A 26,445-nucleotide genomic window follows, 5' to 3' on the forward strand; every position below is an offset into this window, starting at 1 on the left:
CAGGCAAACAGAACAGGAGTCGCTGGGTGACGGGAACGGACGTGCAGAAGGAAGCAGAGGACTCGGGACCCAGCGGCTACGCGGCGGCCCGGCTGCGTCTCCTCACCGAGGAGGCGCGGTCCGGGCCGCCGCGCCGTGCGGCCCTGGCCGAACTGACCGACGACTGGCTGACCGGCCTGTTCGCGGCGGGCGCCGAGGGGCTGCGCGGGGCCTCCCTGGTCGCCGTCGGCGGCTACGGCCGCGGCGAACTGTCGCCGCGCAGCGACCTCGACCTGCTCCTGCTGCACGACGGCAGCGACACCAAGGCGGTCGCCGCCCTCGCCGACCGGCTCTGGTACCCGGTGTGGGACCTGGGCCTGGACCTCGACCACTCCGTCCGCACGCCCGCCGAGGCCCGCAAGACCGCCGGCGAGGACCTCAAGGTGCAGCTCGGCCTGCTGGACGCCCGGCACATCGCCGGCGACCTCGGCCTCACCGCCGGGCTGCGGACGGCCGTCCTGGCCGACTGGCGCAACCAGGCGCCCAAGCGCCTGCCCGAACTCCAGGAACTGTGCGCCGAACGCGCCGAGCGGCAGGGCGAACTGCAGTACCTGCTGGAGCCCGACCTGAAGGAGGCCCGCGGCGGGCTGCGCGACGCCACCGCCCTGCGCGCCGTCGCCGCCTCCTGGCTCGCCGACGCCCCGCGCGAGGGCCTCGCCGACGCCCGGCGCCGCCTCCTCGACGTCCGGGACGCCCTGCACCTGGCCACCGGGCGGGCCACCGACCGGCTCGCCCTCCAGGAGCAGGACCAGGTCGCCGCCGAACTCGGCCTGCTGGACGCGGACACACTGCTGCGGCAGGTCTACGAAGCGGCCCGGGTCGTCTCGTACGCCAGTGACGTCACCTGGCGCGAGGTGGGGCGCGTACTGCGGTCGCGCGCCGTGCGGCCCCGGCTGCGCGCCATGCTGGGCGGCGGGAAACCGGCCCCGGAGCGGTCGCCGCTGGCGGAGGGCGTCGTGGAACAGGACGGCGAGGTCGTGCTCGCCCGTGCCGCTCGCCCCGAGCGCGACCCCGTACTGCCCCTGCGCGCCGCCGCGGCCGCCGCGCAGGCCGGACTCCCGCTCTCCCTGCACGCCGTACGGCGCATGGCGGCCACCGTGCGCCCCATCCCCACGCCCTGGCCCGCCGAGGCCCGGGAACAGCTCGTCACCCTGCTCGGCTCCGGCCGCCCGACCGTCGAGGTCTGGGAGGCGCTGGAGGCCGAGGGGCTGATCACCCGGCTGCTGCCCGACTGGGAGCGGGTCCGCTGCCGGCCGCAGCGCAACGCCGTGCACCTGTGGACCGTCGACCGGCACCTCATCGAGACCGCCGTGCGCGCCTCCGAGTTCACGCGCCGGGTCAGCCGGCCCGACCTGCTGCTGGTCGCCGCGCTGCTGCACGACATCGGCAAGGGCTGGCCCGGCGACCACTCGGTGGCCGGCGAGATCATCGCCAAGGACGTCGCCGCCCGCATCGGCTTCGACCGCCACGACGTGACCGTCATCGCCAACCTCGTACGCCACCACCTGCTGCTGATCGAGACGGCCACCCGGCGCGACCTGGAGGACCCGGCCACCGTGCGCTCGGTCGCCGAGGCCGTCGGCTCGCCGGGCACCCTGGAACTGCTGCACGCCCTCACCGAGGCCGACGCCCTGGCCACCGGCCCGGCCGCCTGGTCCTCCTGGCGGGGTTCGCTCGTCGCCGACCTGGTCAAGCGGGTCTCGGCGGTGCTCGCCGGGGACGCCCCCGACGACCCCGAGGACGCCGCGCCGACCGCCGAGCAGGAGCGGCTCGCCATCGAGGCCGTCGCGACCGGGAGCCCGGTCCTGTCCCTGCGGGCCCAGACCGAGCCGCCCGCCGGGCAGGAGCCGTCCGGCGACCCCGAGCCGCTCGGCGTGGAACTGCTCATCGCCGTCCCCGACCAGCCGGGCGTGCTGCCCGCGGTGGCCGGGGTCCTCGCCATGCACCGGCTCACCGTACGCACCGCCGAGCTGCGTTCCCTGACCCTCCCGGACGGCGTCGACGGCTCCGTCCTGCTGCTGGACTGGCGGGTCGCCGCCGAGTACGGCTCCCTGCCGCAGGCCGCCCGCCTGCGCGCCGACCTCGTGCGGGCCCTGGACGGCTCCCTGGACATCGCCGGCCGCCTCGCCGAACGGGACGCGGCCTATCCGCGCCGCCGGGGCGTGGTCGCACCGCCGCCGAGGGTGTCGGTCCACCCGGCCGCCTCCCGGCTGGCCACGGTCATCGAGGTCCGCTCCCAGGACGCCCCGGGCCTGCTGTTCCGCATCGGCCGCGCCCTGGAGGACGCGAGCGTACGGGTGCGCAGCGCGCACGTCTCGACCCTCGGCGCCAACGCCGTGGACGCCTTCTACGTGACCGGCCCGGAGGGCGCGCCGCTGCCCGGCGACGAGGCGGCGTCGGTGGCGCGGAAGCTGGAGGAGACCCTGCGGGGGTGAGGCCGACCCGGCGACTTGTCACGCCGGGATACCCTGGAGGGCGATTCCCCAGTCTGTCTCCGACCCCGAGGACCGCGAGCGCCGTGTTCGATACTCTTTCCGATCGCCTCTCAGCGACCTTCAAGAACCTGCGCGGCAAGGGACGGCTCTCCGAGGCGGACATCGACGCCACGGCGCGCGAGATCCGCATCGCGCTCCTCGAGGCGGACGTGGCGCTTCCCGTCGTCCGGACGTTCATCAAGAACGTCAAGGAGCGCGCCCTCGGTGCCGAGGTCTCCAGGGCGCTGAACCCGGCCCAGCAGGTCCTCAAGATCGTCAACGAGGAACTGGTCACCATCCTCGGTGGCGAGACCCGGCGCCTGCGCTTCGCCAAGCAGCCGCCCACCGTGATCATGCTGGCGGGTCTGCAGGGTGCCGGTAAGACCACCCTCGCGGGCAAGCTCGGCCGCTGGCTGAAGGAGCAGGGCCACTCCCCGCTGCTGGTCGCCTGTGACCTCCAGCGCCCGAACGCCGTCAACCAGCTCAGCGTCGTCGCCGAGCGCGCCGGGGTCGGCGTCTACGCGCCGGAGCCGGGCAACGGCGTCGGCGACCCGGTCAAGGTCGCCAAGGACTCCATCGAGCACGCGAAGTCCAAGGTCCACGACATCGTCATCGTCGACACCGCCGGCCGCCTCGGCATCGACCAGGAGATGATGCAGCAGGCCGCGGACATCCGCGACGCGGTCTCCCCGGACGAGATCCTGTTCGTCGTCGACGCGATGATCGGCCAGGACGCCGTGAACACCGCCGAGGCCTTCCGGGACGGCGTCGGCTTCGACGGCGTGGTGCTCTCCAAGCTCGACGGCGACGCCCGCGGTGGTGCCGCCCTGTCGATCCGGCAGATCACCGGCAAGCCGATCATGTTCGCGTCGAACGGCGAGAAGCTCGAGGACTTCGACGCCTTCCACCCGGACCGGATGGCCTCCCGCATCCTCGACATGGGTGACCTGCTCACCCTGATCGAGCAGGCGGAGAAGACCTTCGACCAGGCCGAAGCCCAGAAGATGGCGGAGAAGCTGGCCTCCAAGAAGGGCCAGGACTTCACCCTCGACGACTTCCTGGCCCAGATGGAGCAGGTCCGCAAGATGGGCTCCATCTCCAAGCTGCTCGGCATGCTCCCGGGCATGGGCCAGATCAAGGACCAGATCAACAACCTCGACGAGCGGGACGTCGACCGCACGGCGGCCATCATCAAGTCGATGACCCCGGGCGAGCGCCAGGACCCGACGATCATCAACGGCTCCCGCCGCGCCCGTATCGCGCGGGGTTCCGGTGTCGAGGTCAGCGCGGTGAAGAACCTGGTCGAGCGGTTCTTCGAGGCCCGCAAGATGATGTCCCGCATGGCCCAGGGCGGCGGCATGCCGGGCATGCCCGGGATGCCGGGCATGGGCGGCGGCCCCGGCCGGACGAAGAAGAAGCAGAAGCAGGCCAAGGGCAAGCAGCGCTCCGGCAACCCGATGAAGCGCAAGCAGCAGGAGCAGGAGGCCGCCGCCCGCCGCGCGGCCGCCGCCGAGGCCGGAGGAGCCTTCGGGCTGCCGCAGCAGGGCGGCAAGGACTTCGAACTGCCGGACGAGTTCAAGAAGTTCATGGGCTGACGGCCCGCTCCGCACGATTGCTTCGTACGACACCGAGGGCGCCCCTGCTCCGAAGGGGTGCCCTCGCGGCCGTTCCGTCAGGCGCTGGGCGTCACGGCGTCCGGGCGATCAGGTACCGGAACACGTTCGGCATCCACACGGTCCCGTCGCGCCGCTGGTGCGGATGGAGCGCCTCGGTCAGCTCCTTGTCCACCTGCACCTGGTCCGTCGCCGTCATCGCCGCGTCGAACAGCCCCGTCGACTTCAGCCCGCGCACCGCGCTGTCCACGTCGGCGTACCCGAACGGGCACGCCACCCGCCCCGAGCCGTCCGGCTTGAGCCCGGCCCGCTGGGCGACCTCCTCCAGGTCGTCGCGCAGGGCGGGACGCCAGCTGCCCGAGGCGCGCAGCGGCTCCGCCAGCTTCGTGGCCACCCGCAGCACGGACGTCGTGGCGCAGCGCTCCGGCGGACCCCAGCCCGCCAGCACCACGGCCGCACCCCGCTCGGCGAGCGGCGTCGCCTCCGCGAGCTGCCCGCCCAGCCCCTCCGAGTCGCCCGCGAGGCACCCGATCGGCTCGAAGGCCGTCACGAGGCTGTAGGCGGGAGCACCCGGCTCCCGTGCCTCCCGGGGCGAGCCCTCGACCAGCCGGGTGCCCGCACGCGCGCGCGTGCTCCCCGCCCCGGGCAGCAGCCGCTCCCGTGCCAGGGCCATTCTTTCGGGGGAAGCGTCGACACCGGTGACCGCCGCTCCCCGGGCGGTGGCCATCAGCAGGGCGAGTCCGGAACCGCAGCCGAGGCCGAGCAGCCGCGTCGTGGGACCCACGTCCAGTCGCTCGTAGACGGCCTCGTAGAGCGGTACGAGCATCCGCTCCTGGATTTCGGACCAGTCACGCGCGCGTGCACGCAGGTCCACGCGGGGTGCGGCCCCCGCGTGAGGCAGGTGCTGCCGCACGAGCGTAGGTGTCATAAGTAAGCGCCCCAATCCGCCGAGAGTTGCCTCTTGCCCGATTCCATGGCCCCCGTGACAGTGCGCTCGCACTACCCCCGTATGCCAGGAAACTCCCCCCTCGACCTGTCGTCCAGTGGAATGCGCCCCGGCTTGCGAGTTGTCATGTGCCTATGGCGAGATTTCACATTCAGGCAACCTGGGCCCGTACCATCGCGCCATGGCTAAAGCACCCGTTCTCACTCCCCGGGCGGACGATTTCCCGCGCTGGTACCAGGACTTGATCACCAAGGCCGAGCTCGCCGACAACGGCCCGGTGCGCGGCACCATGGTCATCCGACCGTACGGGTACGGGCTGTGGGAGCGGATGCAGGCCGAGATGGACGCCCGCATCAAGGAGACGGGCACCCAGAACGCGTACTTCCCCCTGCTGATCCCCCAGTCGTACCTGACCAAGGAGGCGGACCACGTCGAGGGCTTCGCGCCCGAGCTGGCCGTGGTCACGCACGGCGGCGGCAAGGAACTCGAAGAGCCCGCCGTGGTCCGGCCCACCTCCGAGATGATCATCAACGACTACTTCTCCAAGTGGGTGCAGAGCTACCGCGACCTGCCCCTGCTCATCAACCAGTGGGCGAACGTCGTGCGCTGGGAGCTTCGGCCCCGCCTCTTCCTGCGCACGACCGAGTTCCTCTGGCAGGAGGGCCACACCGCGCACGCCACGTACGAGGAGGCGCGCGATTTCGCCGCGCATATCCACCGGCGGGTCTACGAGGACTTCATGGTGAACGTCCTCGCCATGGACGTCGTCCCCGGCCGCAAGACCGTCAAGGAGCGGTTCGCGGGCGCCATCAACACCCTCACCCTCGAAGGCATGATGGGCGACGGCAAGGCCCTCCAGATGGCCACGAGCCATGAACTGGGCCAGAACTTCGCCAAGGCCTTCAACACCCAGTACCTGTCCAAGGACGGCCGGCAGGAGCTGGTCTGGCAGACCTCCTGGGGCTCCACGACCCGCATGATCGGCGCCCTGGTGATGATGCACGGCGACGACCACGGCCTGCGCGTCCCGCCCCGGCTGGCGCAGATCCAGGCCGTGGTGCTCGCGATCAAGGGCGACGAGGCGGTTCTGGCCAAGGTCCGTGAGCTCGGTGACCGGCTGAAGGCGGCCGGGGTCCGCGTCCACGTCGACGACCGCACCGACACCCCGTTCGGCCGCCGCGCCGTCGACTGGGAGCTGAAGGGCGTCCCCGTACGCGTCGAGGTCGGTCCGCGCGACCTGGAGAACGGCACGGCGATGCTCGCGCGCCGCATTCCCGGTGGCAAGGAGCCGGTGTCCCTGGAGGACCTGGTCGAGCTGCTCCCGAAGGTGCTCGAAGAGGACCAGGCGCTGCTGCTGGAGCAGGCCCGGGAGCGCCGGGAGTCCCGTACGACCGACGTCTCCACGATCGAGGAGGCCGTCGAGGCCGCGACCGCCGGCGGCTGGGCGCGCATCCCCTGGGCGGTGCTCGGCGAGGAGGGCGAGGCCGCACTGGCCGACCACGCGGTGACCGTACGGTGTCTGGTCGCCGAGGACGGGTCGGTGCCGGACGCCGACGACGCACCCGGTAACCTCGCCGTCGTCGCACGCGCTTACTGAAGCGCGGCACGCGCTTTCCGGATGGGGCGCAAGGCGGCCGAAACGCCTCTTGCGCACCCGCGGACCTCTGGCTCCCCGGCGCGCGGATGTCGTCTACGCGCCGGGGCGTACGCGGGACTACGCACCACCTTGTGGTGAGCTGTGAGGCTTCTCCCCAGATCAGCGCAGGCGCCCTCGTCGGGACGCATCAGAGGCAACTGACGGGTACGTGCAAATTATTTGGGATGCCCCGGAATCGGAACACTGGGGCACCCCGGCTCGTTGTCATTACGTGAGCACGACACAGACACCACCTGTTCTCGCCGCAGAGCTGGCACAGGCGTGGGCCGACATTCAGCGGTACCACCCCGAGCTGCCCGACCTTGCCGCGCCAGAGTCCCTGATCGGGGAGTCGTCGTCCGCGTGCGGTCACGAGCTCTCCTTCGAGCGACTGCTCCATGAGGCAGTCCATGGCATCGCCGCCGCGCGCGGCGTCCGCGACACCTCCCGTGCCGGCCGCTACCACAACCGCAGATTCCTCGCGATCGCCGAGGAGCTGGGCCTGGACCACCCCGAGGAACCGCACCCCAGCAGCGGCTTCTCCCTGGTCACGCTCACCCCCGAGGCGAAGCGCCGCTACCGTCCGACGATGGAGCGCCTCCAGCGCGCCCTCAAGGCCCACACCGCGGCCACCTCCTCCGACACCTCCCGCACCTTCCGGGGCCCCGCCGCCCGGCACGGCTCCTCCGGCGGCGGCGTCCGCGTCAAGGCGGTCTGCGACTGCGGCCGCAACGTCCGCGTGGTGCCGTCGGTCCTCGCCCAGGCCCCCATCGTCTGCGGCGGCTGCGGCAAGCCGTTCCGGATCCCGGAGGTCGTGGGGGCGGGAGCGGTCGCCGGCTGACGTCCGGCACCGGCATCTCGTGGCTGCCGGTCGAAGACGGACGCCGGGGCGGTGCGGCACCCGACGTACCTCACCTCCGCGCCGGGTGCCGCTCCGGCGTGCCCGCCCACGGCACACCCCTGGCCAGAGCGACCCGCAGGGTGTGGCACAATGGCTAGCTGTACTCGACAGCCGCACAGGACCCCTCTCTCCTCCGGCTGACGCGTCCATCGGGCACTCGGGTACCGCAACCCCACGCGGCCATCTCGCCGTGCCCAACCACGTCAAATCCAGGAGAACCCACTCCCGTGGCAGTCAAGATCAAGCTGAAGCGTCTGGGCAAGATCCGTTCGCCTCACTACCGCATCGTCGTCGCCGACTCCCGTACCCGTCGTGACGGCCGTGCGATCGAGGAGATCGGCAAGTACCACCCGACGTACAACCCGTCGGTGATCGAGGTCGACGCCGAGCGCGTGGCGTACTGGCTCGGTGTCGGCGCCCAGCCGACCGAGCCCGTGATGGCCATCCTCAAGAAGACCGGCGACTGGCAGAAGTTCAAGGGCGAGCCCGCTCCGGCTCCGCTCCTGACGCAGCCCGAGAAGGCCGCGCGCCCGTCGTTCGAGGCTCTCGGCGGTGACGACGAGGGCAAGGGTGAGGCGATCACCCAGAAGAAGAAGGCTGAGAAGAAGGACGACGCTGCCGCTGAGTCCGCTTCGACCGAGGCCTGAGCATGCTCGAGGAGGCTCTCGAGCACCTCGTGAAGGGCATCGTCGACAACCCTGACGATGTGCAGGTCGCCTCGCGCAACCTGCGCCGTGGGCGGGTGCTCGAGGTCCGGGTCCACCCGGACGACCTCGGCAAGGTCATCGGCCGCAACGGCCGGACCGCACGCGCCCTGCGCACCGTCGTGGGCGCCATCGGCGGTCGCGGAGTCCGCGTCGACCTCGTCGACGTGGACCACGTCCGCTGACGCTTATCGCAACCGGCTCGGGCCGGGGAGGGCCTGAGGGCCGTCCCCGGCCCGTAGTCGTATGACAGGAGAGTTGGACACGTGCAGCTGGTAGTCGCACGGATCGGCCGTGCCCATGGCATCAAGGGCGAGGTCACCGTCGAGGTACGTACCGACGAGCCGGAACTCAGGCTCGCCCCCGGCGCCGTACTCGCCACCGATCCCGCTTCCGCGGGACCCCTCACCATCGAGACGGGCCGCGTCCACAGCGGCCGTCTGCTGCTGCGCTTCGAGGGCGTCAGCGACCGCAACGCCGCCGAGGCCCTGCGCAACACCCTCCTGATCGCCGAGATCGACCCGGAGGAACTGCCCGAGGGCGAGGACGAGTACTACGACCACCAGCTCATCGACCTCGACGTGGTCACCGCCGACGGCACCGAGGTCGGGCGGATCACGGAGATCTCGCACCTGCCCACCCAGGACCTGTTCATCGTGGAGCGCCCCGACGGCAGCGAGGTGATGATCCCCTTCGTCGAGGAGATCGTCACCGAGATCGACCTGGAGGAGCAGAAGGCCGTCATCACCCCGCCGCCGGGCCTGATCGACGACCGCGCGGAGATCGCGTCCTCCCGAGACGAGGCCTGATGCGTCTCGACGTCATCACGATCTTCCCCGAGTACCTCGACCCGCTGAACGTCTCCCTCGTCGGCAAGGCACGCGCGCGTGGACAGCTCAACGTCCACGTCCACGACTTGCGGACCTGGACCTACGACCGGCACAACACCGTCGACGACACCCCCTACGGCGGCGGCCCCGGCATGGTCATGAAGACCGAGCCGTGGGGAGACGCCCTGGACTGTGTCCTGGCCGACGGCTACGAGACCGGCTCCCACGAGCCGGCCCTCATCGTGCCCACGCCCAGCGGCCGCCCCTTCACCCAGGAACTCGCCGTCCACCTTTCCGAGCGCCCCTGGCTGATCTTCACGCCGGCCCGCTACGAGGGCATCGACCGGCGGGTCGTCGACGAGTACGCGACCCGGATGCCGGTCTACGAGGTCTCCATCGGCGACTACGTCCTGGCCGGCGGCGAGGCGGCCGTGCTCGTCGTCACGGAGGCCGTGGCGCGGCTGCTGCCGGGCGTCCTCGGCAACGCCGAGTCCCACCGGGACGACTCCTTCGCGCCCGGCGCCATGGCGAACCTGCTGGAGGGGCCCGTCTACACCAAGCCGCCCGAGTGGCGCGGCCGGGACATCCCCGACGTGCTGCTCAGCGGCCACCACGGGAAGATCGCCCGCTGGCGCCGGGACGAGGCCCTGAAGCGCACGACCGCCCACCGGCCCGACCTGATCGAACGGTGCGATCCCAAGGCCTTCGACAAGAAGGACCGCGAGATGCTCTCCATCCTGGGCTGGGCACCCGACCCGGCGGGGGAGCCGTACGGCCGATTTTGGCGCAGGACCGACGGCGTGGAAGAATAGCCAGCTGTTGTGCGTCCGTCCGGCGTGCGCCCCTGCCACAGGGGGAGACGACGCCCGCCCCGACCCGCACAACCCTGATCCGAAACACCTAGTTTCCGTTGATGACCTGTGGCATCAGCGAGGAAAGCAGACGACATGTCTCACCTGCTCGACACCGTCGACTCCGCGTCGCTGCGCAGCGACGTCCCCGCCTTCCGCCCGGGCGACACCGTCAACGTGCACGTCCGCGTCATCGAGGGCAACCGCTCCCGTGTGCAGCAGTTCAAGGGCGTCGTGATCCGCCGCCAGGGCTCCGGCGTGCGCGAGACCTTCACGGTCCGCAAGGTCTCCTTCTCCGTCGGCGTCGAGCGCACCTTCCCGGTGCACACCCCGATCGTGGAGAAGATCGAGCTCGTCACCAAGGGTGACGTCCGCCGCGCCAAGCTGTACTACCTGCGCGAGCTGCGCGGCAAGGCCGCGAAGATCAAGGAGAAGCGCGAGAACTGAGCGCTCTCCGGGGTTCACACCGGGGCCGGATAGCATCTGGCTCCGATGGACACCGAAGCACAGCCGACGGAGCGCGACCGCTCCTCCCGCCCTTCCGACTCCGAGCAGACCTCGGACCCCGGAGGGCCGGAGGAGCGGTCGCGTTTCGCTTTGGTGTCGCGTGTCGGCGCATGGCTCCCGGGCGGCCGGATCACCCTCACCCTGCTGACCTGCCTGCTGTTCCTGCTGTTCCTCAGCACGTTCGTGGTGCGGCCGTTCCAGATCCCCAGCGGATCCATGGAGCAGGCGTTGAGGATCGGGGACCGGGTTCTCGTAAATAAGTTGGCGTACCGTTTCGGTGCCGAGCCGCAGCGGGGAGACATCGTCGTGTTCGACGGGACCGGCTACTTCGGGCACGCGGACTACATCAAGCGCGTTGTAGGCGTGGGGGGAGACCACGTGGTGTGCTGCGACAAGGAGGGGAGGATCCGGGTGAACGGCCGGCCGGTCGACGAGTCGGGCTTCCTGTACCCCGGCGACAGCCCGTCCGCGGTGCCCTTCGACGTCGTCGTGCCCGACGGCACCCTGTTCGTCCTCGGCGACCACCGCAGCCGCTCCAGCGACTCCCGTGACCACCTCGGCTCACCGGGCGGCGGCATGGTCCCGGTCGGCGACGTCATCGGCCGCGCCGACTGGATCGTCTGGCCCTTCGGCCACGCCACCCGGCTGCAGCGCCCCGACGCCTACGCGCGCGTGCCCGCCCCCGCCGCCGGAGAGGCGGGCGCCCATGGGTAACCGCGGCAAACCGCGCGGCGTCCCCGCCAGTCCCGCGGACAACCTGCTGCCCACCGGCGCCCGGCGCGCCTCCAGCCCGTCCGGCGGCCGTACGCGCGCCGAGCGGCGCAAACTCCAGAAGAAGGTCAAGCGGCGCCGCAGGCGCGGTGCCGTCAAGGAGATACCTCTCCTCGTCGGCGTCGCCGTCCTCATAGCTCTCGTTCTCAAGACCTTCCTCGTCCAGGCCTTCGTGATCCCGTCCGGCTCCATGGAGCAGACGATCCAGATCGGCGACCGCGTCCTGGTCGACAAACTCACCCCGTGGTTCGGCTCGAAGCCGCAGCGCGGGGACGTCGTCGTGTTCAAGGACCCCGGCGGCTGGCTCCAGGACGAGCAGCCCACCACGCAGAAGGACGACCCCGTCGTCATCAAGCAGATCAAGGAAGGGCTCACCTTCATCGGCCTGCTGCCGTCCGAGAACGAGAAGGACCTCATCAAGCGGGTCGTCGGCGTCGGCGGCGACCGCGTCAAGTGCTGCGACACACAAGGGCGCGTGACCGTCAACGGCGTCCCGCTGAACGAGGACTACCTGTACCCCGGCATCGCCCCGTCCGACACGCCGTTCGACATCACGGTGCCCCCGGGGCGGCTGTGGGTGATGGGCGACCACCGGAACAACTCCGCCGACTCGCGCGCCCACCAGGACACCGACTACGGGGGCACGGTCTCCGAGGAGGAGGTCGTGGGCCGCGCCATGGTCATCGCCTGGCCCCTCGGGCACTGGACCATGCTCGAGGAACCGAACACCTACGCCTCCGTGTCCGACTCGGCCACCGGGTCGACCGCTGCCCCTCCCTCGTCGCATAGGGTTGCCTCCGACGATTCGAACGGAACGATCCAGCTCCCGACCCCTGCGGAACTCCCGCTCGTTATGGGAGTGGTGGGCCTGCGTCGTGTTTGGGGCAGGCGGCGGCACAGAGTGAGGAGTTGGCGTGGGGGATGTGGCGGTTGGCGCACGGTCCGGACACGACGGCGAGGAGCACCGCGGACGCCCCGCGGAATCCACCGTCCCGGCCGCGGACAGCGCCGTGACCTCCGGGAGTGACTCCGGGGCAGCCGAGGACGACAGGGTGACAGGCGAGCACACGACAGCCGAGGGCCAGGGGCCGGGCGGTACGGCCCGGACACCGAAGAAACCGCGCTCCTTCTGGAAGGAGCTGCCCATCCTGATCGGTATCGCGCTGGTACTGGCGCTGCTGATCAAGACCTTCCTGGTGCAGGCGTTCTCCATCCCCTCCGACTCGATGCAGAACACCCTCCAGCAGGGGGACCGCGTCCTGGTCGACAAGCTGACCCCCTGGTTCGGCTCCGAGCCCGAGCGCGGCGAGGTCGTCGTCTTCCACGACCCCGACAACTGGCTGGCGGGCGAGCCGACGACGGATCCGAACGCCCTGCAGACGTTCCTCAGCTGGATCGGCCTCATGCCCTCCGCCGAGGAGAAGGACCTCATCAAGCGCGTCATCGGCGTCGGCGGTGACACGATCGAGTGCAAGGGCACCGGCCCGCTGACGGTCAACGGCAAGGCGCTGGACGAGCGGTCGTACGTCTACGCCGGCAACACGCCGTGCAGCGTGGACGACCAGGGCGGCCAGTTCAAGGTGAAGGTCCCCAAGGGCTACATCTGGGTCATGGGCGACCACCGGCAGAACTCGCGCGACTCCCGCTACAACCAGTCGGACAAGAACCACGGCATGGTCCCCGTGAAGGACGTCGTGGGGCGGGCCATCGTGATCGCCTGGCCGATCAACCGCTGGGACACGCTGCCGGTGCCGGACACCTTCGACCAGGCCGGTCTGAACGCCCAGCCGGCCGCCGCGGGCTGGGCGGTCGCGCCGCAGGGGCTGGCGCTCGCCGGTGTGGTGCCGGTGGTGTGGTGGCGGCGCAGGAAGCGCTAGTCCGCCCGGCGCGGGCAGTGATCCCACCCGTTTGCTGACCCCGGCCGGTACCCCCGGGTAGGGTGCGGACCCATGGGTGGCGAGAGCATGACGCACACGGCCCCGCGCAGCGGCGGCACAGGCACGGGCCCGGTGGGCAGCCGGACCGGACAGCGCTTGTCCGGGCTGGCCGTCGCACTGGGCCTCGTGCTGTTCCTCGGCGGTTTCGCCTGGGGAGCGGTCGTCTACCGGCCGTACACCGTGCCCACCAGCTCCATGACGCCGACGATCGACGCGGGCGACCGGATCCTGGCGCAGCGGGTCGACGGCACCGACGTGCGCCGCGGTGACGTCGTCGTCTTCAAGGACGCGACCTGGGCCAACGCGCCCATGGTCAAGCGCGTGGTCGCGGTCGGCGGCGACACGGTCTCCTGCTGCCAGGACGGCAAGCTCAAGGTCAACGGCAAGGAGATCGACGAAACGTACCTGCCCAAGGGCACACCGGCCGAGATGAGCAACTTCCCGACGGTGACCGTCCCCAAGGGCCGGCTGTTCCTGCTCGGCGACGAGCGCGGCAACTCCGTCGACTCCACCGCCCACCTGACCGACGCCGCCAGCGGCACGGTGGCCCGCTCCGCCGTGGACGCCCGCGTGGACGCCGTCGTGTGGCCCATGAAGGGCATGCTGGAGCGCCCCACCGGCTTCGAACCGCTCGGCGCCCTCTCCTCGCCCGGACCACTGCGCACGATCACCGCCCTGGTGATCGCCGGCGCGGCGCTCGTCCTGGGCGGCGGCGCCTACGGCCCGATCGCCAAGCGCGCGGACGCGGCCCGGGCCCGCCGGGCGAGTGCGGAGCCCGCAGGTGCCCGCTGAGGCCGTGAGCGCGGGCCAGGACGGCCGCGGGGGCGGACTGCGCAAGGTCGCCCGGGTCGTGCTGCTCGACCCGCGGGACCGCATCCTGCTGCTGCACGGGCACGAGCCGGACGATCCGGCCGACGACTGGTGGTTCACCCCCGGCGGCGGCGTGGAGGGCGACGAGACCCGTGAACAGGCCGCCCTGCGGGAACTCGCCGAGGAGACGGGCATCACCGGGGCCGAGGTCGAGCTCGGCCCGGTGCTGTGGCGGCGGAGGTGCTCGTTCCCGTTCGCGGGCCGCCGCTGGGACCAGGACGAGTGGTACTACCTGGCTCGTACGGACCGTACGGCGATCGCCGCCACCGGGCTGACCGAGCTGGAACGGCGCAGCGTCGCCGGAGCGCGCTGGTGGACGTGTCCGGAACTGAGCCGGGCACATGAGACGGTGTATCCGACCAGACTCGCCGGGCTGCTGCGCACGCTGCTCGACGAAGGTCCCCCGGCCAGGCCCGTGATCCTTGACCCGGAAATCGTCTAGGGGCTCGCGGGACTGGCGCACAATGGTGGGATCGCACGGCTGAAGGGGAACATGCCATGAGCGCCGAGGACCTCGAGAAGTACGAGACCGAGATGGAGCTGAAGCTCTACCGGGAGTACCGCGATGTCGTCGGTCTGTTCAAATACGTGATCGAGACCGAGCGGCGCTTCTACCTGACCAACGACTACGAGATGCAGGTGCACTCGGTCCAGGGTGAGGTGTTCTTCGAGGTGTCCATGGCGGACGCCTGGGTGTGGGACATGTATCGGCCGGCGCGGTTCGTGAAGCAGGTGCGGGTCCTCACGTTCAAGGACGTGAACATCGAGGAGCTGAACAAGAGCGACCTGGAGCTGCCGAGCGGGTGAGGTTCACCCCGGCGGGTGACCGGGTTGTCCACAACCGCTGAGCTGTCCACCAAGATCCACTTCATGGTGGCGGCCGCGTGATCGTTGGCGCCGGAGGTGGTGCCGACATGAACGCACGCAGTGCGATGGGCAGGTACGGAGAGACCCTGGCGGCCAGGCGGCTGGCGGAGGCGGGGCTGACGGTCCTGGAGCGCAACTGGCGCTCGGGCCGGTCCGGCGAGATCGACATCGTGGCCCGGGACGGCGACGTCCTGGTCGTCTGCGAGGTGAAGACCCGCAGGGAAGGTCCCTTCGAGCATCCCATGGCGGCCGTGACCCGGCAGAAGGCGGACCGGCTGCGGGACCTCGCCGAGCGGTGGATCCAGACCCATGGGGGCGCGCCGCCCGGCGGCGTCCGCATCGACGTGGTCGGGGTGCTGCTGCCGGCCCGGGGCGCGGCCGTGGTCGAGCACGTGCGGGGGGTGGCCTGATGGCATTCGCCCGTACGTGTTCGGTGGCGCTGGTGGGCGTCGAGGGCGTGGTCGTCGAGGTCCAGGCCGACCTCGAGCCGGGTGTCGCGGCGTTCACGCTGGTGGGGCTGCCCGACAAGAGCCTCACGGAGAGCCGGGACCGGGTGCGCGCCGCCGTCGTCAACTCGGGCGCGGCCTGGCCGCAGAAGAAACTCACGGTGGGCCTGAGCCCGGCCTCCGTGCCGAAGTCCGGCAGCGGCTTCGACCTGGCCGTCGCGGCGGCGGTCCTCGGCGCGGCGGAACGCATCGACCCGCGGGTCCTCGCCGACATCGTGATGATCGGGGAGCTAGGGCTGGACGGGCGGGTGCGGCCGGTGCGCGGGGTGCTGCCGGCGGTGCTGGCGGCGGCGGACGCGGGGTATGAGCAGGTGGTGGTGCCGGAGTGCGCGGCGGCCGAGGCGTCCCTCGTGCCCGGGGTCTCCGTCCTGGGCGTCCGCAGCCTGCGGCAGCTGATCGCCATCCTGGCCGACGAACCCGTACCCGAAGAGGAGCCCGACGAACTGGGACGCCCGGACCCGCTCCTCGCCGGCCTGCGCGTGCCGGGCACGGGCGCGGCCACCGGCATGCACAGCGTCGGCGCCGCCCAGCACGACCACGGCCACGACCTCTCGGACGTCGTGGGGCAGACGTCGGCGCGCACGGCGGTGGAGGTGGCCGCGGCGGGCGGGCACCACCTCTTCCTGGAGGGGCCGCCCGGGGCGGGCAAGACGATGCTCGCGGAGCGGCTGCCCACCGTCCTGCCCCGGCTCGGCCGGCAGGAGTCGCTGGAGGTCACGGCGGTCCACTCGGTGGCGGGTCTGCTGCCTCCCGGCAAGCCGCTGATCGACGTCGCCCCGTACTGCGCCCCGCACCACTCGGCCACGATGCAGGCACTCGTCGGTGGCGGTCCGGGCATCGCGCGGCCCGGCGCGGTGTCGCTGTCCCACCGCGGGGTGTTGTTCCTGGACGAAACTCCGGAATTCAACAGCCAGGCCCTGGACGCCCTCCGCCAGCCGCTGGAGGCCGGGCACGTCGTGATCGCGCGCAGCGCGGGAGTCGTGCGCTTCCCGGCGAAGTTCCTCATGGTGCTCGCGGCCAACCCCTGTCCGTGCGGCCGGTTCTCCCTGCGGGACGACCTGTGCGAGTGCCCGCCCTCGGCGATCCGCCGGTACCAGGCGAGGCTCTCCGGACCGCTGCTCGACCGCGTCGACCTGCGCGTCGAGGTGGACCGTGTCACCCGCACCGAGCTGACCGCCTGCGGTGCCCGGGGCGAGTCCACCGCGACGGTCGCCGACCGGGTCCGGGCGGCCCGGGAGCGGGCTGCGGAGCGCCTGGCGGGCACCCCCTGGCGGACGAACAGCGAGGTGCCCGGCCGCGAGCTGCGCAGCCGCTGGCACGCGACCTCCGGGGCGATGGACGAGGCGGAGCGGAACCTGGAGCGGGGCGTCCTGACCGCCCGCGGGCTCGATCGCGTCCTGCGCGTGGCCTGGACCGTGGCCGATCTCGTCGGCCACGACCGGCCCGACGCGACGGACGTCGCCCTCGCGCTCCAGTTGCGGACCGGCGTGCCGAGGGGCGTGCCCATGGCCATCGGGGCGCTGACGTGAGCGTCCTCGACGACCCGGACGACGAACTGCTCGCCCGCGTCTTCCTCACCCGCGTCATCGAGCCCGGGGACGAAGCCGGTGGGCGGTGGGTGCGGGAGTTCGGGGTCGGGGGAGTGGTGCGGCGGCTGGTGGAGGGCGGGGTGCCTCTGCCGGGGGTGAGCGGGAAGCGGTGGGCCGGGCTGCTGGCCCGGGCCGCGGTCGCCCGGCCGCGGCGGGATCTGGAGGTCGCCCGGGACGCCGGCGTGCGGTTCGTGTGCCCCGGGGACTCCGAGTGGCCCGGGCAGCTCGACGATCTCGGGGACGCCCGGCCCCTGGGCCTCTGGGTGCGGGGGAAGCCCAGCCTGCGCATGTGGGCGCTGAGGTCGGTCGCCGTCGTCGGCGCCCGGGCCTGCACCGAGTACGGGGCGCACATGGCGGCCATCCTCGCCGCCGGCCTCGCCGAGCAGGGCTGGGTCGTGGTGTCCGGCGGCGCCTACGGTGTCGACGGCGCCGCCCACCGCGGAGCGCTCGGCGCGGGCGGCGCCACCGTCGCCGTCCTCGCCTGCGGCGTCGACCGGCCCTACCCGCGCGGACACACCCAGCTGATCGGCAGAATCGCCGAACAGGGGCTCGTCATCGGCGAGTTGCCACCCGGTGATCACCCGACGCCGAGCCGGTTCATCCTGCGGAACCGCGTGATCGCGGCCCTCACCCGCGGCACCGTGGTCGTCGAGGCCGCCCACCGCAGCGGCTCCCTGGTCACCGCCCGGGCGGCCCAGCGCCTGGGCCGGCACACGATGGGCGTGCCGGGCCCCGCCACCAGCGCGCTCTCCGCCGGGGTGCACGATCTTCTGCGCGCGGAAGCGGCCCTGGTCACCGACGCCGCCGAGGTCGTGGAGCTGGTCGGCGAGATCGGGCAGCTGGCCCCCGACCGGCGCGGGCCCGTCCTGCCCCGGGACCTGCTGGAGCCGGCCGCCCGGCAGGTGCTCGCCGCGCTGCCGGGGCGACGGGCCGCCCGGCCGGACGAGATCGCGCGGCGCGCACAGACCGCACAGGACGACGCGATCGCGAGACTGTACGAACTCCGAGCACTCGGTTACGTCGAACGACACGGCGACGGCTGGAAGTTGACACGCCAGGCGGTGATGTCGGTCCGCGGCGGTCCCGAGCCGTGAGCACCGGCCGTGTTCGGCCGTCCGGGGGAACCCCGACACCCCTTGGAAATTCGCCCAGTTGGGGTCCTCCGGTCGGCGCGCCGAGCGATCGCGGCGCCCCGGCGGGATGCCTTCCGGAACGTATCTGCGCCCCCTTCGGCCACCGTCCTTCGCGCACCGCGACACCGCAGTCACGCTACGCTCACGAGGATCCCGACACGGACAGGCAACTCGACATCAGACAGACAGCTCACCCCAGCAGCACCACTTCGCAGCAGAACGGCACAAGGCGACGAATGCCCCAGCACACCTCCGGGTCCGACCGGGCGGCGATCCCCCCAGCCGCCCGTGACGGTGGCAGCGTGCGGCCGCCCGCTCCCTCGACGCTCGACGAGCTGTGGCGGTCGTACAAGGCGACGGGGGACGAACGGCTGCGGGAGCAGCTGATCCTGCACTACTCGCCGCTGGTCAAGTACGTCGCGGGCCGGGTCAGCGTGGGCCTGCCGTCCAACGTCGAGCAGGCGGACTTCGTCTCCTCCGGGGTGTTCGGGCTGATCGACGCGATCGAGAAGTTCGACATCGACCGGGAGATCAAGTTCGAGACGTACGCGATCACCCGGATCCGCGGCGCGATGATCGACGAGCTGCGGGCGCTGGACTGGATCCCGCGCTCCGTGCGGCAGAAGGCGCGCAACGTGGAGCGGGCGTACGCCACGCTGGAGGCGCGGCTGCGGCGCACGCCGACGGAGGGCGAGGTGGCCTCCGAGATGGGCATCGCGGTCGAGGAACTCCACGCGGTGTTCAGCCAGTTGTCACTGGCCAACGTGGTCGCCCTGGAGGAGCTGCTGCACGTGGGTGGTGAGGGCGGCGACGGGCTGAGCGTCATGGACACGCTGGAGGACACCGCCGCCGACAACCCGGTGGAGGTCGCCGAGGACCGGGAGCTGCGGAGGTTCCTCGCCCGGGCGATCAACACGCTGCCCGAGCGGGAGAAGACCGTGGTCACGCTCTACTACTACGAGGGCCTCACGCTGGCCGAGATCGGGAACGTGCTGGGCGTGACCGAGAGCCGGGTCAGCCAGATCCACACCAAGTCCGTGCTCCAGCTCAGAGCGAAACTGGCGAGCTTCGGCCGCTGACCTGGCCGGATGGTGTCGGCCCGGTGGGAGCCACTCCCGTCCGGCCCGGTGCGTCCGTAGAGTGTTGACGTGCCAAGGATTCGAGCGGCCTCCGTGGCCGAGCACCGGTCGATGCAGCGAGCCGCCCTGCTGGACGCGGCTCGTTCCTTGTTGTCCGAGGGCGGTACGGAGGCGCTGACCTTCCCGGCCCTCGCCGAGCGGACGGGCCTCGCGCGATCGTCCGTCTACGAGTACTTCCGGTCGCGGGCGGCCGTGGTCGAGGAGCTGTGCGAGGTCGACTTCCCCGTCTGGGCCGCGGAGGTGTCGGCGGCGATGGAGCGGGCGGAGACGCCCGAGGCCAAGGTCGAGGCGTATGTGCGGCAGCAGCTGGAGCTGGTCGGGGACCGGCGGCACCGGGCCGTGGTGGCGATCTCCGCGAGTGAGCTGGACGCGGGGGCCCGGGAGAAGATCCGGGGGGCGCACGGCGGGCTGGTCACGATGATCGTCGAGGCGCTGGCCGAGATGGGGCACGAGCAGCCCCGGCTCGCGGCGATGCTGGTGCAGGGCGTCGTGGACGCGGCCGTGCGGCGGATCGAGCTGGGGGCCGCGGAGGAGCCCGGGGCCATCACCGAGGCGGCTGTCTCCATGGCTCTGCGGGGTGTGCGGGGCTGAGCCCCGTCAGCGGACACCCCCTGCTCGCAGAGCTTGGGGGAAGCCCGGCTGCCCGGCTAGGTGAGGACGGGCAGCAGCCTCGACGGGCCCCTGTTCAGGAGCCACGGTGGCAGCAGGGACAGCGGGTTCAGGTAGGTATCGCCCCGCCGCAGACCCCAGTGCACGCAGGGAGCGGAGCAGTGTGAGCCCGTTGCCGCCACCGTGCCGATCACCTCGCCCGGCTCCACCTCCTCGCCCTCCTCGACGGACGCCGTCACCGGCTCGTAGGTCGTGCGGAGCGGGGGATCACCGGTCCCCGTGAGGTCCACCGAGACCACCCCCTTGCCGGCCACCCGGCCCGCGAAGGCCACCCGGCCCGCCGCCACCGCCCGTACCGGCGTCCCGGGCGCTGCCGCCAGGTCGACGCCCCGGTGGCCCGGGCCGTACACCGTCGCCGGAGGCTCCCAGCCGCGCAGGACCGGGGGACGCAACCCCACGGGCCAGGCGCGGCCGAGGGCCGGCACCGTCGCGTCCGTGCCGGTCAGGGACAGGCTCGGCGGTGGGGACAGCAGGGCCGTCACCGTGAACACCAGCAGCAGGATCAGCCGCGTGCACCCGCGCACACATCGTTTCGCTCGCATGCCGAAAGCGTCCCGGACCGCCGCCCGTCACCGGCCGTGGCTGTGGACCACCGCCCGGTTGTGGACAACGGCGTCACCCGGCGCCCCGCGGGTCCCGTACACTTCTGGTGGCGATCCGGGTCACCGGGTCGACTTCGCACGCCCCGATATGCAGCCCGGCAACGGGCCGTATCAGCGCCCCTCGGTCCCTCGTGGCACGGCGCGCAGCGGGCGTCAGGCGCGGAAGCCGTCCGGCATCCGCGGCACAACCGAGAAATTCAAGGAGAAACGGCCATGGCCGTCGTCACGATGCGGGAGCTGCTGGAGAGCGGCGTCCACTTCGGTCACCAGACCCGTCGTTGGAACCCGAAGATGAAGCGCTTCATCTTCACGGAGCGCAACGGCATCTACATCATCGACCTGCTCCAGTCGCTGTCGTACATCGACCGCGCCTACGAGTTCGTCAAGGAGACCGTCGCCCACGGCGGCACGGTCATGTTCGTCGGCACGAAGAAGCAGGCGCAGGAGGCCATCGCCGAGCAGGCCACCCGCGTCGGCATGCCCTACGTCAACCAGCGCTGGCTGGGCGGCATGCTCACCAACTTCTCGACCGTCTACAAGCGTCTGCAGCGCCTCAAGGAGCTCGAGCAGATCGACTTCGAGGACGTCGCCGCGTCCGGTCTGACCAAGAAGGAGCTTCTCGTGCTCTCGCGCGAGAAGGCCAAGCTGGAGAAGACCCTCGGCGGTATCCGCGAGATGCAGAAGGTGCCCAGCGCCGTCTGGATCGTGGACACCAAGAAGGAGCACATCGCCGTTGGTGAGGCCCGGAAGCTGAACATCCCGGTCGTCGCGATCCTCGACACCAACTGCGACCCCGACGAGGTCGACTACAAGATCCCGGGCAACGACGACGCGATCCGCTCCGTCACCCTGCTCACCCGCGTCATCGCCGACGCCGTCGCCGAGGGCCTCATCGCCCGCAGCGGTGTCGCCACCGAGGGCAAGGGCGAGAAGGCCGCCGGCGAGCCGCTGGCCGAGTGGGAGCGTGACCTGCTCGAGGGCGAGAAGAAGGCCGACGAGGCCGCCCCCGCCGCGGAGGCCGCCCCGGCCGCCGAGGCTGCTCCGGCCGCCGAGGCCGCCCCCGCCGAGGCGGAGGCCGAGAAGCCGGCCGAGGCCGAGCAGGCCTGACCCGTCAGTCCGCGTTGACGGCGGGAGCGGCACTCCATCACAGGACGCCTTCCGGCGCGATGAAGTCCGCTCCCGCCGTTCACCCGTAGGTCAGCGGAAGGACAGCACCCCCGGGCTCCATGGGGGTGCATCCCGCAGATCTTCGATCTTCCAGACTTCGAGAAAGATTCACAGACTCATGGCGAACTACACCGCCGCCGACGTCAAGAAGCTCCGCGAGCTCACGGGCGCCGGCATGATGGACTGCAAGAAGGCGCTGGACGAGGCCGAGGGCAACGTCGAGAAGGCTGTCGAAGCGCTCCGCATCAAGGGCCAGAAGGGCGTCGCCAAGCGCGAGGGCCGCTCCGCCGAGAACGGCGCCGTGGTCTCGATCATCGCCGACGACAACTCCTCCGGTGTCCTCGTCGAGCTGAAGTGCGAGACGGACTTCGTCGCCAAGGGCGAGAAGTTCCAGGCCGTGGCCACCGCCATCGCCGAGCACGTCGCCAAGACCTCCCCGGCCGACCTGGAGGCCCTGCTCGCCTCCGAGATCGAGGCCGGCAAGACCGTCCAGGCGTTCGTCGACGAGGCCAACGCCAACCTGGGCGAGAAGATCGTCCTGGACCGCTTCGCGCAGTTCGCCGACGGCTACGTCACGGCGTACATGCACCGCACGATGCCCGACCTGCCCCCGCAGATCGGTGTCCTCGTCGAACTGGACAAGCCGAACGCGGAGATCGCCAAGGGCGTCGCCCAGCACATCGCCGCCTTCGCGCCGAAGTACCTCTCCAAGGAGGACGTGCCGGCCGAGGTCGTCGAGTCCGAGCGCCGCGTCGCCGAGGAGACCACCCGCGCCGAGGGCAAGCCCGAGGCCGCCCTGCCGAAGATCGTCGAGGGTCGCCTCAACGGCTTCTTCAAGGACGCCACGCTGCTCGGCCAGCCGTACGCGCTCGACAACAAGAAGTCCGTCCAGAAGATCCTGGACGAGGCCGGTGTCACCCTGAAGCGCTTCACGCGCATCAAGGTCGGCATCTGAGTCCGTACCGCGATCGACGCCCGACCCCGATAGGGTCGACAGCAGTCGTCCGCGTACGCCGTCACAGGGGTGACGGACGACAGCAGATCTGACGAGGAGGCCATTGCCGTATGGGATGCGAAACACGCCCCGCCGGCAATGGCCTTCTTCGCATGCGCACCACGTGAAAGAGGCGGGATCCCCCATGACCACCAAGGCCCAGAAGAGCGACGACGGCAAAGTACGCGGCCGGTTTCTGCTGAAGCTGTCCGGAGAGGCCTTCTCCGGCGGTGGGGGCCTGGGCGTCGACCCCGACGTGGTGCACAAGATCGCCCGCGAGATCGCGGCCGTCGTGCGCGACGGCGCGCAGATCGCGGTCGTCATCGGCGGCGGCAACTTCTTCCGCGGCGCCGAACTCCAGCAGCGCGGCATGGACCGGGCCCGCTCCGACTACATGGGCATGCTCGGCACGGTCATGAACTGCCTCGCCCTGCAGGACTTCCTGGAGAAGGTCGGCGTGGACTGCCGCGTGCAGACCGCCATCACCATGGGCCAGGTCGCCGAGCCGTACATCCCGCTGCGCGCCGTACGGCACCTGGAGAAGGGCCGTGTGGTGATCTTCGGCGCCGGTATGGGCATGCCCTACTTCTCCACCGACACCACCGCCGCCCAGCGCGCCCTGGAGATCGACGCCGAGGCGCTGCTGATGGGCAAGAACGGCGTGGACGGGGTCTACGACTCCGATCCGAAGACCAACCCGGACGCCGTGAAGTTCGACCACCTCGGCTACGGCGAGGTCATCACCCGCGACCTGAAGGTCGCCGACGCCACGGCCGTGACGCTGTGCCGCGACAACAAGCTCCCGATCGTGGTCTTCGAGCTGCTCGCGGAGGGCAACATCGGACGCGCCGTCAAGGGTGAGAAGATCGGCACGCTGGTGGGGGACCCCGGCAGCCGGGACTGAGCACCCCGAGAGCCGGGGCCGGGTCCCCGGGAACAACCCCGTCCGGGGGACGGACGGGACGGAGCCGGGCCGGGGGATGGACAATGTCCTGCCGGTCGGGAACCGTGCAGGAAGAAGACGCGACGCAGCCGGCCGCCGCCCCACATGGAACCGCAGCCGGGCCTACTCAAGACACGCAGGAGCAAGTGGTGATCGAAGAGACCCTCCTCGAGGCCGAGGAGAAGATGGAGAAGGCCGTCGTGGTCGCCAAGGAGGACTTCGCCGCGATCCGCACCGGCCGTGCGCACCCGGCGATGTTCAACAAGATCGTGGCCGACTACTACGGCGCGCCGACCCCGATCAACCAGCTGGCCTCGTTCTCGGTGCCCGAGCCGCGCATGGCCGTGGTGACCCCGTTCGACAAGAGCGCGCTGCGCAACATCGAGCAGGCCATCCGCGACTCCGACCTGGGCGTCAACCCGAGCAACGACGGCAACATCATCCGGGTGGTGTTCCCCGAGCTGACCGAGGAGCGCCGCCGCGAGTACATCAAGGTCGCCAAGGGCAAGGGTGAGGACGCCAAGGTCTCCATCCGCTCCGTGCGCCGCAAGGCCAAGGACGCCATCGACAAGCTGATCAAGGACGGCGAGGTCGGCGAGGACGAGGGCCGCCGTGCGGAGAAGGAGCTCGACGACACCACCGCGAAGTACGTCGCGCAGGTGGACGAGCTCCTGAAGCACAAGGAAGCGGAGCTGCTCGAGGTCTGATGAACGACTCTTCCTGGGGGGCGCCGCCACAGGCCGGGTACTGGGGGCCCACCGACCACCCGCATGGACACGGGCAGGTCCACACCCCCGGCCAGGGGCACGTCCAGGGGGCCGCCCCGGCGGGTCCCGCATACGATGCGCATGACGCGCCTCAGACTCGGCCCATGCCCATCGTGCCCGACGTAGCCGCATACGGCGGAAACCAGGATGACGACCGAGGGGCTGCTCGGCGGAGCGGCCCTCCGGTCCGGAACGACACGAATCCGGAGCCCATGCCCGACGCCTCGCAGCCGGCCCCCAAGCCGCAGAAGAAGAGCGCGGGTCGCGACCTCAGTGCCGCGATAGGGGTAGGGGTCGGGCTCGGCGCGGTGATCGTCGCGTCGCTGTTCGTCGTCAAGGCCGTGTTCGTCGGCGTGATCGCGGTCGCCGTCGTGGTGGGCCTGTGGGAACTGACCAAGCGGCTGGAGGAGCGCAAGGGCATCCGGGCGCCGCTCGTGCCGCTCGCGCTCGGCGGTGCCGCGATGGTCGTCGCCGGGTACGTCCGGGGCGCCGAGGGTGCCTGGGTCGCCATGGCGCTCACCGCGCTGGCCGTGCTGGTCTGGCGCATGACGGAACCGCCGGAGAACTACCTCAGGGACGTCACCGCGGGCGTCTTCGCGGCGTTCTACGTGCCGTTCCTGGCGACGTTCGTCGCGATGATGCTGACCGCGGACGACGGGCCGCAGCGGGTGCTCACCTTCCTGCTGCTCACCGTCGTCAGCGACACCGGTGCCTACGCCGTCGGCTGGCGCTTCGGCCGGCACAAGCTCGCCCCGCGCATCAGCCCCGGCAAGACCCGCGAGGGGCTGCTCGGCGCGGTCGCCTTCGCCATGGTCGCGGGCGCGCTGTGCCTGCAGTTCCTCATCGACGACGGTGTCTGGTGGCAGGGCCTGGTGCTGGGCCTCGCGGTCGCGGTCAGCGCCACGCTCGGCGACCTCGGCGAGTCCATGATCAAGCGGGACCTCGGCATCAAGGACATGGGCACGCTGCTGCCCGGCCACGGCGGCATCATGGACCGGCTCGACTCGCTGCTGCCCACGGCCCCCGTGGTGTGGCTGCTGCTCGTGCTCTTCGTGGGATCCGGCTGAGCGGATCCGCCCTGAGCCCCCGTCCACCAGGGCGGGGGCTCGTGGTCGTTTTCGGAGAGGCGGCGGACCACGCGAAGTGGGACGATTCAGGTGTACGCCGCAAAGGGGGTCATCATGTCCGCCATCAGACAGTCCATCGATGTCGACCGCGCTCCCACGGACGTCTACGACTACGTCATGGACACCCCGCGCATGCCGGAGTGGCAGCTGAGCGCCGTGTCCGCGGAACGTCTCGACGAGGGGCCCGTCGGCATCGGCTCCAAGGTCCGGGTCACCCGGCACATCGGGCGCCGCACGATGCCGATGACCATGGAGGTCACCGAGTACGACCCGCCGCACAGCTGGGGCCTGCGCGGGATCGACGGCCCCGTCCGGGCACGGGTCCACGGCGAGGTCGAGCCGTTCGACGAGGGCCGCCGCTCCCACGTGACGATCGAGGTCGACTTCGAGGGCCACGGCATGGGCAAGGTCCTCGTCCCGCTCGTCGTACGCCCGCAGGTCCGCAAGGAGCTGCCGCGCAACGAGCAGCTGCTCAAGGACCGGCTGGAGCACACGGGGGAGTAGGGCGACGGCTCTACCGTCTTACGAGACCGTCTTACGAGGCGAGCCCGGCCCGCTGCCGGCGGTCGGAGATCAGGAGGGTCACCGTGGTGACGGTGATCACGATCCAGCTCCCCCACATCGCCCACACCACGGGACGCAGGCCGACGGCGATGGTGCAGGCGACAACCGCGACCAGACTGGACAGCGTGGACACGGACAGAGCCTTGAGGGACCTTGGCATGTCCCCTCCTCTTCCTGCTGAGAGCGGCACCGAGCCACATGCTCCCAGAAGCCTGCCCGCAACGGGCGCCGTTCCCACTTCCCGTCCCTGACCGACCGCTGTCGATGGGCATCAGTGACCACCGTGTCGATCTGCGACA

The 26,445-nt window shown here is 71.2% G+C and carries 29 protein-coding genes; 26 read left to right on the plus strand and 3 right to left on the minus strand.

Annotated features, from left to right (window positions below):
• Positions 1–26 precede the first annotated feature (26 nt).
• Together C1703_RS28715 and ffh are read left to right on the plus strand one after the other, a co-directional pair.
• Positions 27–2,474: a [protein-PII] uridylyltransferase gene (locus C1703_RS28715; protein WP_114255546.1), complete on the plus strand. Its 2,448-nt coding sequence runs from the start codon at positions 27–29 to the stop codon at positions 2,472–2,474.
• An 83-nt stretch (positions 2,475–2,557) separates the two neighbouring features.
• Complete coding sequence (gene ffh, locus C1703_RS28720; protein ID WP_114255547.1) at positions 2,558–4,108, plus strand: signal recognition particle protein; 1,551 nt, start codon at positions 2,558–2,560, stop codon at positions 4,106–4,108.
• A 91-nt stretch (positions 4,109–4,199) separates the two neighbouring features.
• Here the strand turns inward: ffh and C1703_RS28725 are convergent, their stop codons facing one another.
• Complete coding sequence (locus C1703_RS28725; RefSeq protein WP_114255548.1) at positions 4,200–5,054, minus strand: methyltransferase domain-containing protein; 855 nt, start codon at positions 5,052–5,054, stop codon at positions 4,200–4,202.
• Between the two features lie 199 nt (positions 5,055–5,253).
• Between C1703_RS28725 and proS the strand changes: the two genes are divergently transcribed.
• From proS to C1703_RS28815, 18 genes are all read left to right on the plus strand, one after another.
• The gene (proS, locus tag C1703_RS28730; protein WP_114255549.1) at positions 5,254–6,669 is read left to right on the plus strand and encodes a proline--tRNA ligase; all 1,416 of its coding nucleotides are present in this window, start codon (positions 5,254–5,256) and stop codon (positions 6,667–6,669) included.
• 271 nt (positions 6,670–6,940) lie between these two features.
• The gene (locus C1703_RS28735; protein WP_114255550.1) at positions 6,941–7,549 is read left to right on the plus strand and encodes a hypothetical protein; all 609 of its coding nucleotides are present in this window, start codon (positions 6,941–6,943) and stop codon (positions 7,547–7,549) included.
• A gap of 287 nt (positions 7,550–7,836) precedes the next feature.
• A complete protein-coding gene (gene rpsP / locus C1703_RS28740) occupies positions 7,837–8,256 on the plus strand; it encodes a 30S ribosomal protein S16 (protein ID WP_114255551.1) in 420 nt (139 codons plus the stop codon).
• A 2-nt stretch (positions 8,257–8,258) separates the two neighbouring features.
• On the plus strand, positions 8,259–8,498 hold the full coding sequence (locus C1703_RS28745; protein ID WP_003973401.1) for an RNA-binding protein: 240 nt from the start codon (positions 8,259–8,261) through the stop codon (positions 8,496–8,498).
• 81 nt (positions 8,499–8,579) lie between these two features.
• Complete coding sequence (gene rimM / locus C1703_RS28750) at positions 8,580–9,122, plus strand: ribosome maturation factor RimM (protein ID WP_114255552.1); 543 nt, start codon at positions 8,580–8,582, stop codon at positions 9,120–9,122.
• Entirely contained in the window at positions 9,122–9,955 is an 834-nt protein-coding gene (gene trmD / locus C1703_RS28755) for a tRNA (guanosine(37)-N1)-methyltransferase TrmD (RefSeq protein ID WP_114255553.1), read from the plus strand. Before rimM ends, trmD begins: the two co-directional genes overlap by 1 nt.
• A 135-nt stretch (positions 9,956–10,090) precedes the next feature.
• On the plus strand, positions 10,091–10,441 hold the full coding sequence (gene rplS / locus C1703_RS28760) for a 50S ribosomal protein L19 (protein ID WP_030852073.1): 351 nt from the start codon (positions 10,091–10,093) through the stop codon (positions 10,439–10,441).
• Between the two features lie 45 nt (positions 10,442–10,486).
• On the plus strand, positions 10,487–11,215 hold the full coding sequence (lepB, locus tag C1703_RS28765; RefSeq protein ID WP_114255554.1) for a signal peptidase I: 729 nt from the start codon (positions 10,487–10,489) through the stop codon (positions 11,213–11,215).
• The gene (lepB, locus tag C1703_RS28770) at positions 11,208–12,299 is read left to right on the plus strand and encodes a signal peptidase I (protein WP_114255555.1); all 1,092 of its coding nucleotides are present in this window, start codon (positions 11,208–11,210) and stop codon (positions 12,297–12,299) included. The genes lepB (C1703_RS28765) and lepB (C1703_RS28770) overlap by 8 nt, the downstream gene beginning before the upstream one ends.
• Positions 12,187–13,149: a signal peptidase I gene (lepB, locus tag C1703_RS28775; RefSeq protein WP_114255556.1), complete on the plus strand. Its 963-nt coding sequence runs from the start codon at positions 12,187–12,189 to the stop codon at positions 13,147–13,149. Before lepB (C1703_RS28770) ends, lepB (C1703_RS28775) begins: the two co-directional genes overlap by 113 nt.
• A 72-nt stretch (positions 13,150–13,221) precedes the next feature.
• A complete protein-coding gene (lepB, locus tag C1703_RS28780; protein WP_114255557.1) occupies positions 13,222–14,001 on the plus strand; it encodes a signal peptidase I in 780 nt (259 codons plus the stop codon).
• Entirely contained in the window at positions 13,991–14,521 is a 531-nt protein-coding gene (locus C1703_RS28785) for an NUDIX hydrolase (protein WP_114255558.1), read from the plus strand. Before lepB (C1703_RS28780) ends, C1703_RS28785 begins: the two co-directional genes overlap by 11 nt.
• 56 nt (positions 14,522–14,577) lie before the next feature.
• Positions 14,578–14,886, plus strand: a complete 309-nt coding sequence (locus C1703_RS28790) for a DUF2469 domain-containing protein (protein ID WP_003993268.1) — start codon at positions 14,578–14,580, stop codon at positions 14,884–14,886.
• A gap of 77 nt (positions 14,887–14,963) precedes the next feature.
• On the plus strand, positions 14,964–15,356 hold the full coding sequence (locus C1703_RS28795; protein ID WP_114255559.1) for a YraN family protein: 393 nt from the start codon (positions 14,964–14,966) through the stop codon (positions 15,354–15,356).
• On the plus strand, positions 15,356–16,981 hold the full coding sequence (locus C1703_RS28800; RefSeq protein ID WP_114255560.1) for a YifB family Mg chelatase-like AAA ATPase: 1,626 nt from the start codon (positions 15,356–15,358) through the stop codon (positions 16,979–16,981). The genes C1703_RS28795 and C1703_RS28800 overlap by 1 nt, the downstream gene beginning before the upstream one ends.
• Entirely contained in the window at positions 16,978–18,135 is a 1,158-nt protein-coding gene (gene dprA, locus C1703_RS28805; RefSeq protein WP_114255561.1) for a DNA-processing protein DprA, read from the plus strand. Before C1703_RS28800 ends, dprA begins: the two co-directional genes overlap by 4 nt.
• 275 nt (positions 18,136–18,410) lie before the next feature.
• Entirely contained in the window at positions 18,411–19,253 is an 843-nt protein-coding gene (gene whiG, locus C1703_RS28810; protein ID WP_114255562.1) for an RNA polymerase sigma factor WhiG, read from the plus strand.
• A gap of 93 nt (positions 19,254–19,346) precedes the next feature.
• Positions 19,347–19,904 (plus strand): TetR/AcrR family transcriptional regulator, encoded by a 558-nt coding sequence (locus tag C1703_RS28815; protein WP_114255563.1) that lies wholly within the window; start codon positions 19,347–19,349, stop codon positions 19,902–19,904.
• A gap of 56 nt (positions 19,905–19,960) precedes the next feature.
• Here C1703_RS28815 and C1703_RS28820 read toward each other — a convergent pair whose 3' ends face one another.
• Entirely contained in the window at positions 19,961–20,524 is a 564-nt protein-coding gene (locus C1703_RS28820; protein ID WP_114255564.1) for a M23 family metallopeptidase, read from the minus strand.
• Positions 20,525–20,797: 273 nt separating this feature from the next.
• Between C1703_RS28820 and rpsB the strand changes: the two genes are divergently transcribed.
• The 6 genes from rpsB to C1703_RS28850 all read left to right on the plus strand — a co-directional run bounded on the left by rpsB (position 20,798) and on the right by C1703_RS28850 (position 26,086).
• On the plus strand, positions 20,798–21,691 hold the full coding sequence (gene rpsB, locus C1703_RS28825) for a 30S ribosomal protein S2 (protein WP_114255565.1): 894 nt from the start codon (positions 20,798–20,800) through the stop codon (positions 21,689–21,691).
• A 178-nt stretch (positions 21,692–21,869) separates the two neighbouring features.
• A complete protein-coding gene (gene tsf / locus C1703_RS28830) occupies positions 21,870–22,706 on the plus strand; it encodes a translation elongation factor Ts (RefSeq protein WP_031120911.1) in 837 nt (278 codons plus the stop codon).
• Between the two features lie 184 nt (positions 22,707–22,890).
• A complete protein-coding gene (pyrH, locus tag C1703_RS28835) occupies positions 22,891–23,649 on the plus strand; it encodes a UMP kinase (RefSeq protein WP_010044452.1) in 759 nt (252 codons plus the stop codon).
• Positions 23,650–23,837: 188 nt separating this feature from the next.
• Positions 23,838–24,395 (plus strand): ribosome recycling factor, encoded by a 558-nt coding sequence (gene frr / locus C1703_RS28840; protein ID WP_014675285.1) that lies wholly within the window; start codon positions 23,838–23,840, stop codon positions 24,393–24,395.
• Positions 24,395–25,522, plus strand: a complete 1,128-nt coding sequence (locus C1703_RS28845) for a phosphatidate cytidylyltransferase (RefSeq protein WP_114255566.1) — start codon at positions 24,395–24,397, stop codon at positions 25,520–25,522. Before frr ends, C1703_RS28845 begins: the two co-directional genes overlap by 1 nt.
• Before the next feature lie 114 nt (positions 25,523–25,636).
• A complete protein-coding gene (locus C1703_RS28850; protein ID WP_114257639.1) occupies positions 25,637–26,086 on the plus strand; it encodes an SRPBCC family protein in 450 nt (149 codons plus the stop codon).
• A 31-nt stretch (positions 26,087–26,117) separates the two neighbouring features.
• Here the strand turns inward: C1703_RS28850 and C1703_RS39075 are convergent, their stop codons facing one another.
• Complete coding sequence (locus C1703_RS39075; RefSeq protein WP_157993175.1) at positions 26,118–26,306, minus strand: hypothetical protein; 189 nt, start codon at positions 26,304–26,306, stop codon at positions 26,118–26,120.
• Positions 26,307–26,445: the final 139 nt, after the last annotated feature.

Origin of the sequence: Streptomyces sp. Go-475, assembly GCF_003330845.1 — a bacterium.
GTDB lineage: Bacteria > Actinomycetota > Actinomycetes > Streptomycetales > Streptomycetaceae > Streptomyces.

Bases quoted from the DNA above. Each gene is read 5' to 3' on its own strand.
- C1703_RS28725 (WP_114255548.1), bottom strand. From the start codon at position 5,054: ATGACACCTACGCTCGTGCGGCAGCACCTGCCTCACGCGGGGGCCGCA.
- proS (WP_114255549.1), top strand. From the start codon at position 5,254: ATGGCTAAAGCACCCGTTCTCACTCCCCGGGCGGACGATTTCCCGCGC.
- C1703_RS28745 (WP_003973401.1), top strand. From the start codon at position 8,259: ATGCTCGAGGAGGCTCTCGAGCACCTCGTGAAGGGCATCGTCGACAAC.
- trmD (WP_114255553.1), top strand. From the start codon at position 9,122: ATGCGTCTCGACGTCATCACGATCTTCCCCGAGTACCTCGACCCGCTG.
- rplS (WP_030852073.1), top strand. From the start codon at position 10,091: ATGTCTCACCTGCTCGACACCGTCGACTCCGCGTCGCTGCGCAGCGAC.
- lepB (WP_114255554.1), top strand. From the start codon at position 10,487: ATGGACACCGAAGCACAGCCGACGGAGCGCGACCGCTCCTCCCGCCCT.
- lepB (WP_114255555.1), top strand. From the start codon at position 11,208: ATGGGTAACCGCGGCAAACCGCGCGGCGTCCCCGCCAGTCCCGCGGAC.
- lepB (WP_114255557.1), top strand. From the start codon at position 13,222: ATGGGTGGCGAGAGCATGACGCACACGGCCCCGCGCAGCGGCGGCACA.
- C1703_RS28790 (WP_003993268.1), top strand. From the start codon at position 14,578: ATGAGCGCCGAGGACCTCGAGAAGTACGAGACCGAGATGGAGCTGAAG.
- C1703_RS28800 (WP_114255560.1), top strand. From the start codon at position 15,356: ATGGCATTCGCCCGTACGTGTTCGGTGGCGCTGGTGGGCGTCGAGGGC.
- whiG (WP_114255562.1), top strand. From the start codon at position 18,411: ATGCCCCAGCACACCTCCGGGTCCGACCGGGCGGCGATCCCCCCAGCC.
- C1703_RS28820 (WP_114255564.1), bottom strand. From the start codon at position 20,524: ATGCGAGCGAAACGATGTGTGCGCGGGTGCACGCGGCTGATCCTGCTG.
- rpsB (WP_114255565.1), top strand. From the start codon at position 20,798: ATGGCCGTCGTCACGATGCGGGAGCTGCTGGAGAGCGGCGTCCACTTC.
- tsf (WP_031120911.1), top strand. From the start codon at position 21,870: ATGGCGAACTACACCGCCGCCGACGTCAAGAAGCTCCGCGAGCTCACG.
- pyrH (WP_010044452.1), top strand. From the start codon at position 22,891: ATGACCACCAAGGCCCAGAAGAGCGACGACGGCAAAGTACGCGGCCGG.
- C1703_RS28845 (WP_114255566.1), top strand. From the start codon at position 24,395: ATGAACGACTCTTCCTGGGGGGCGCCGCCACAGGCCGGGTACTGGGGG.
- C1703_RS28850 (WP_114257639.1), top strand. From the start codon at position 25,637: ATGTCCGCCATCAGACAGTCCATCGATGTCGACCGCGCTCCCACGGAC.
- C1703_RS39075 (WP_157993175.1), bottom strand. From the start codon at position 26,306: ATGCCAAGGTCCCTCAAGGCTCTGTCCGTGTCCACGCTGTCCAGTCTG.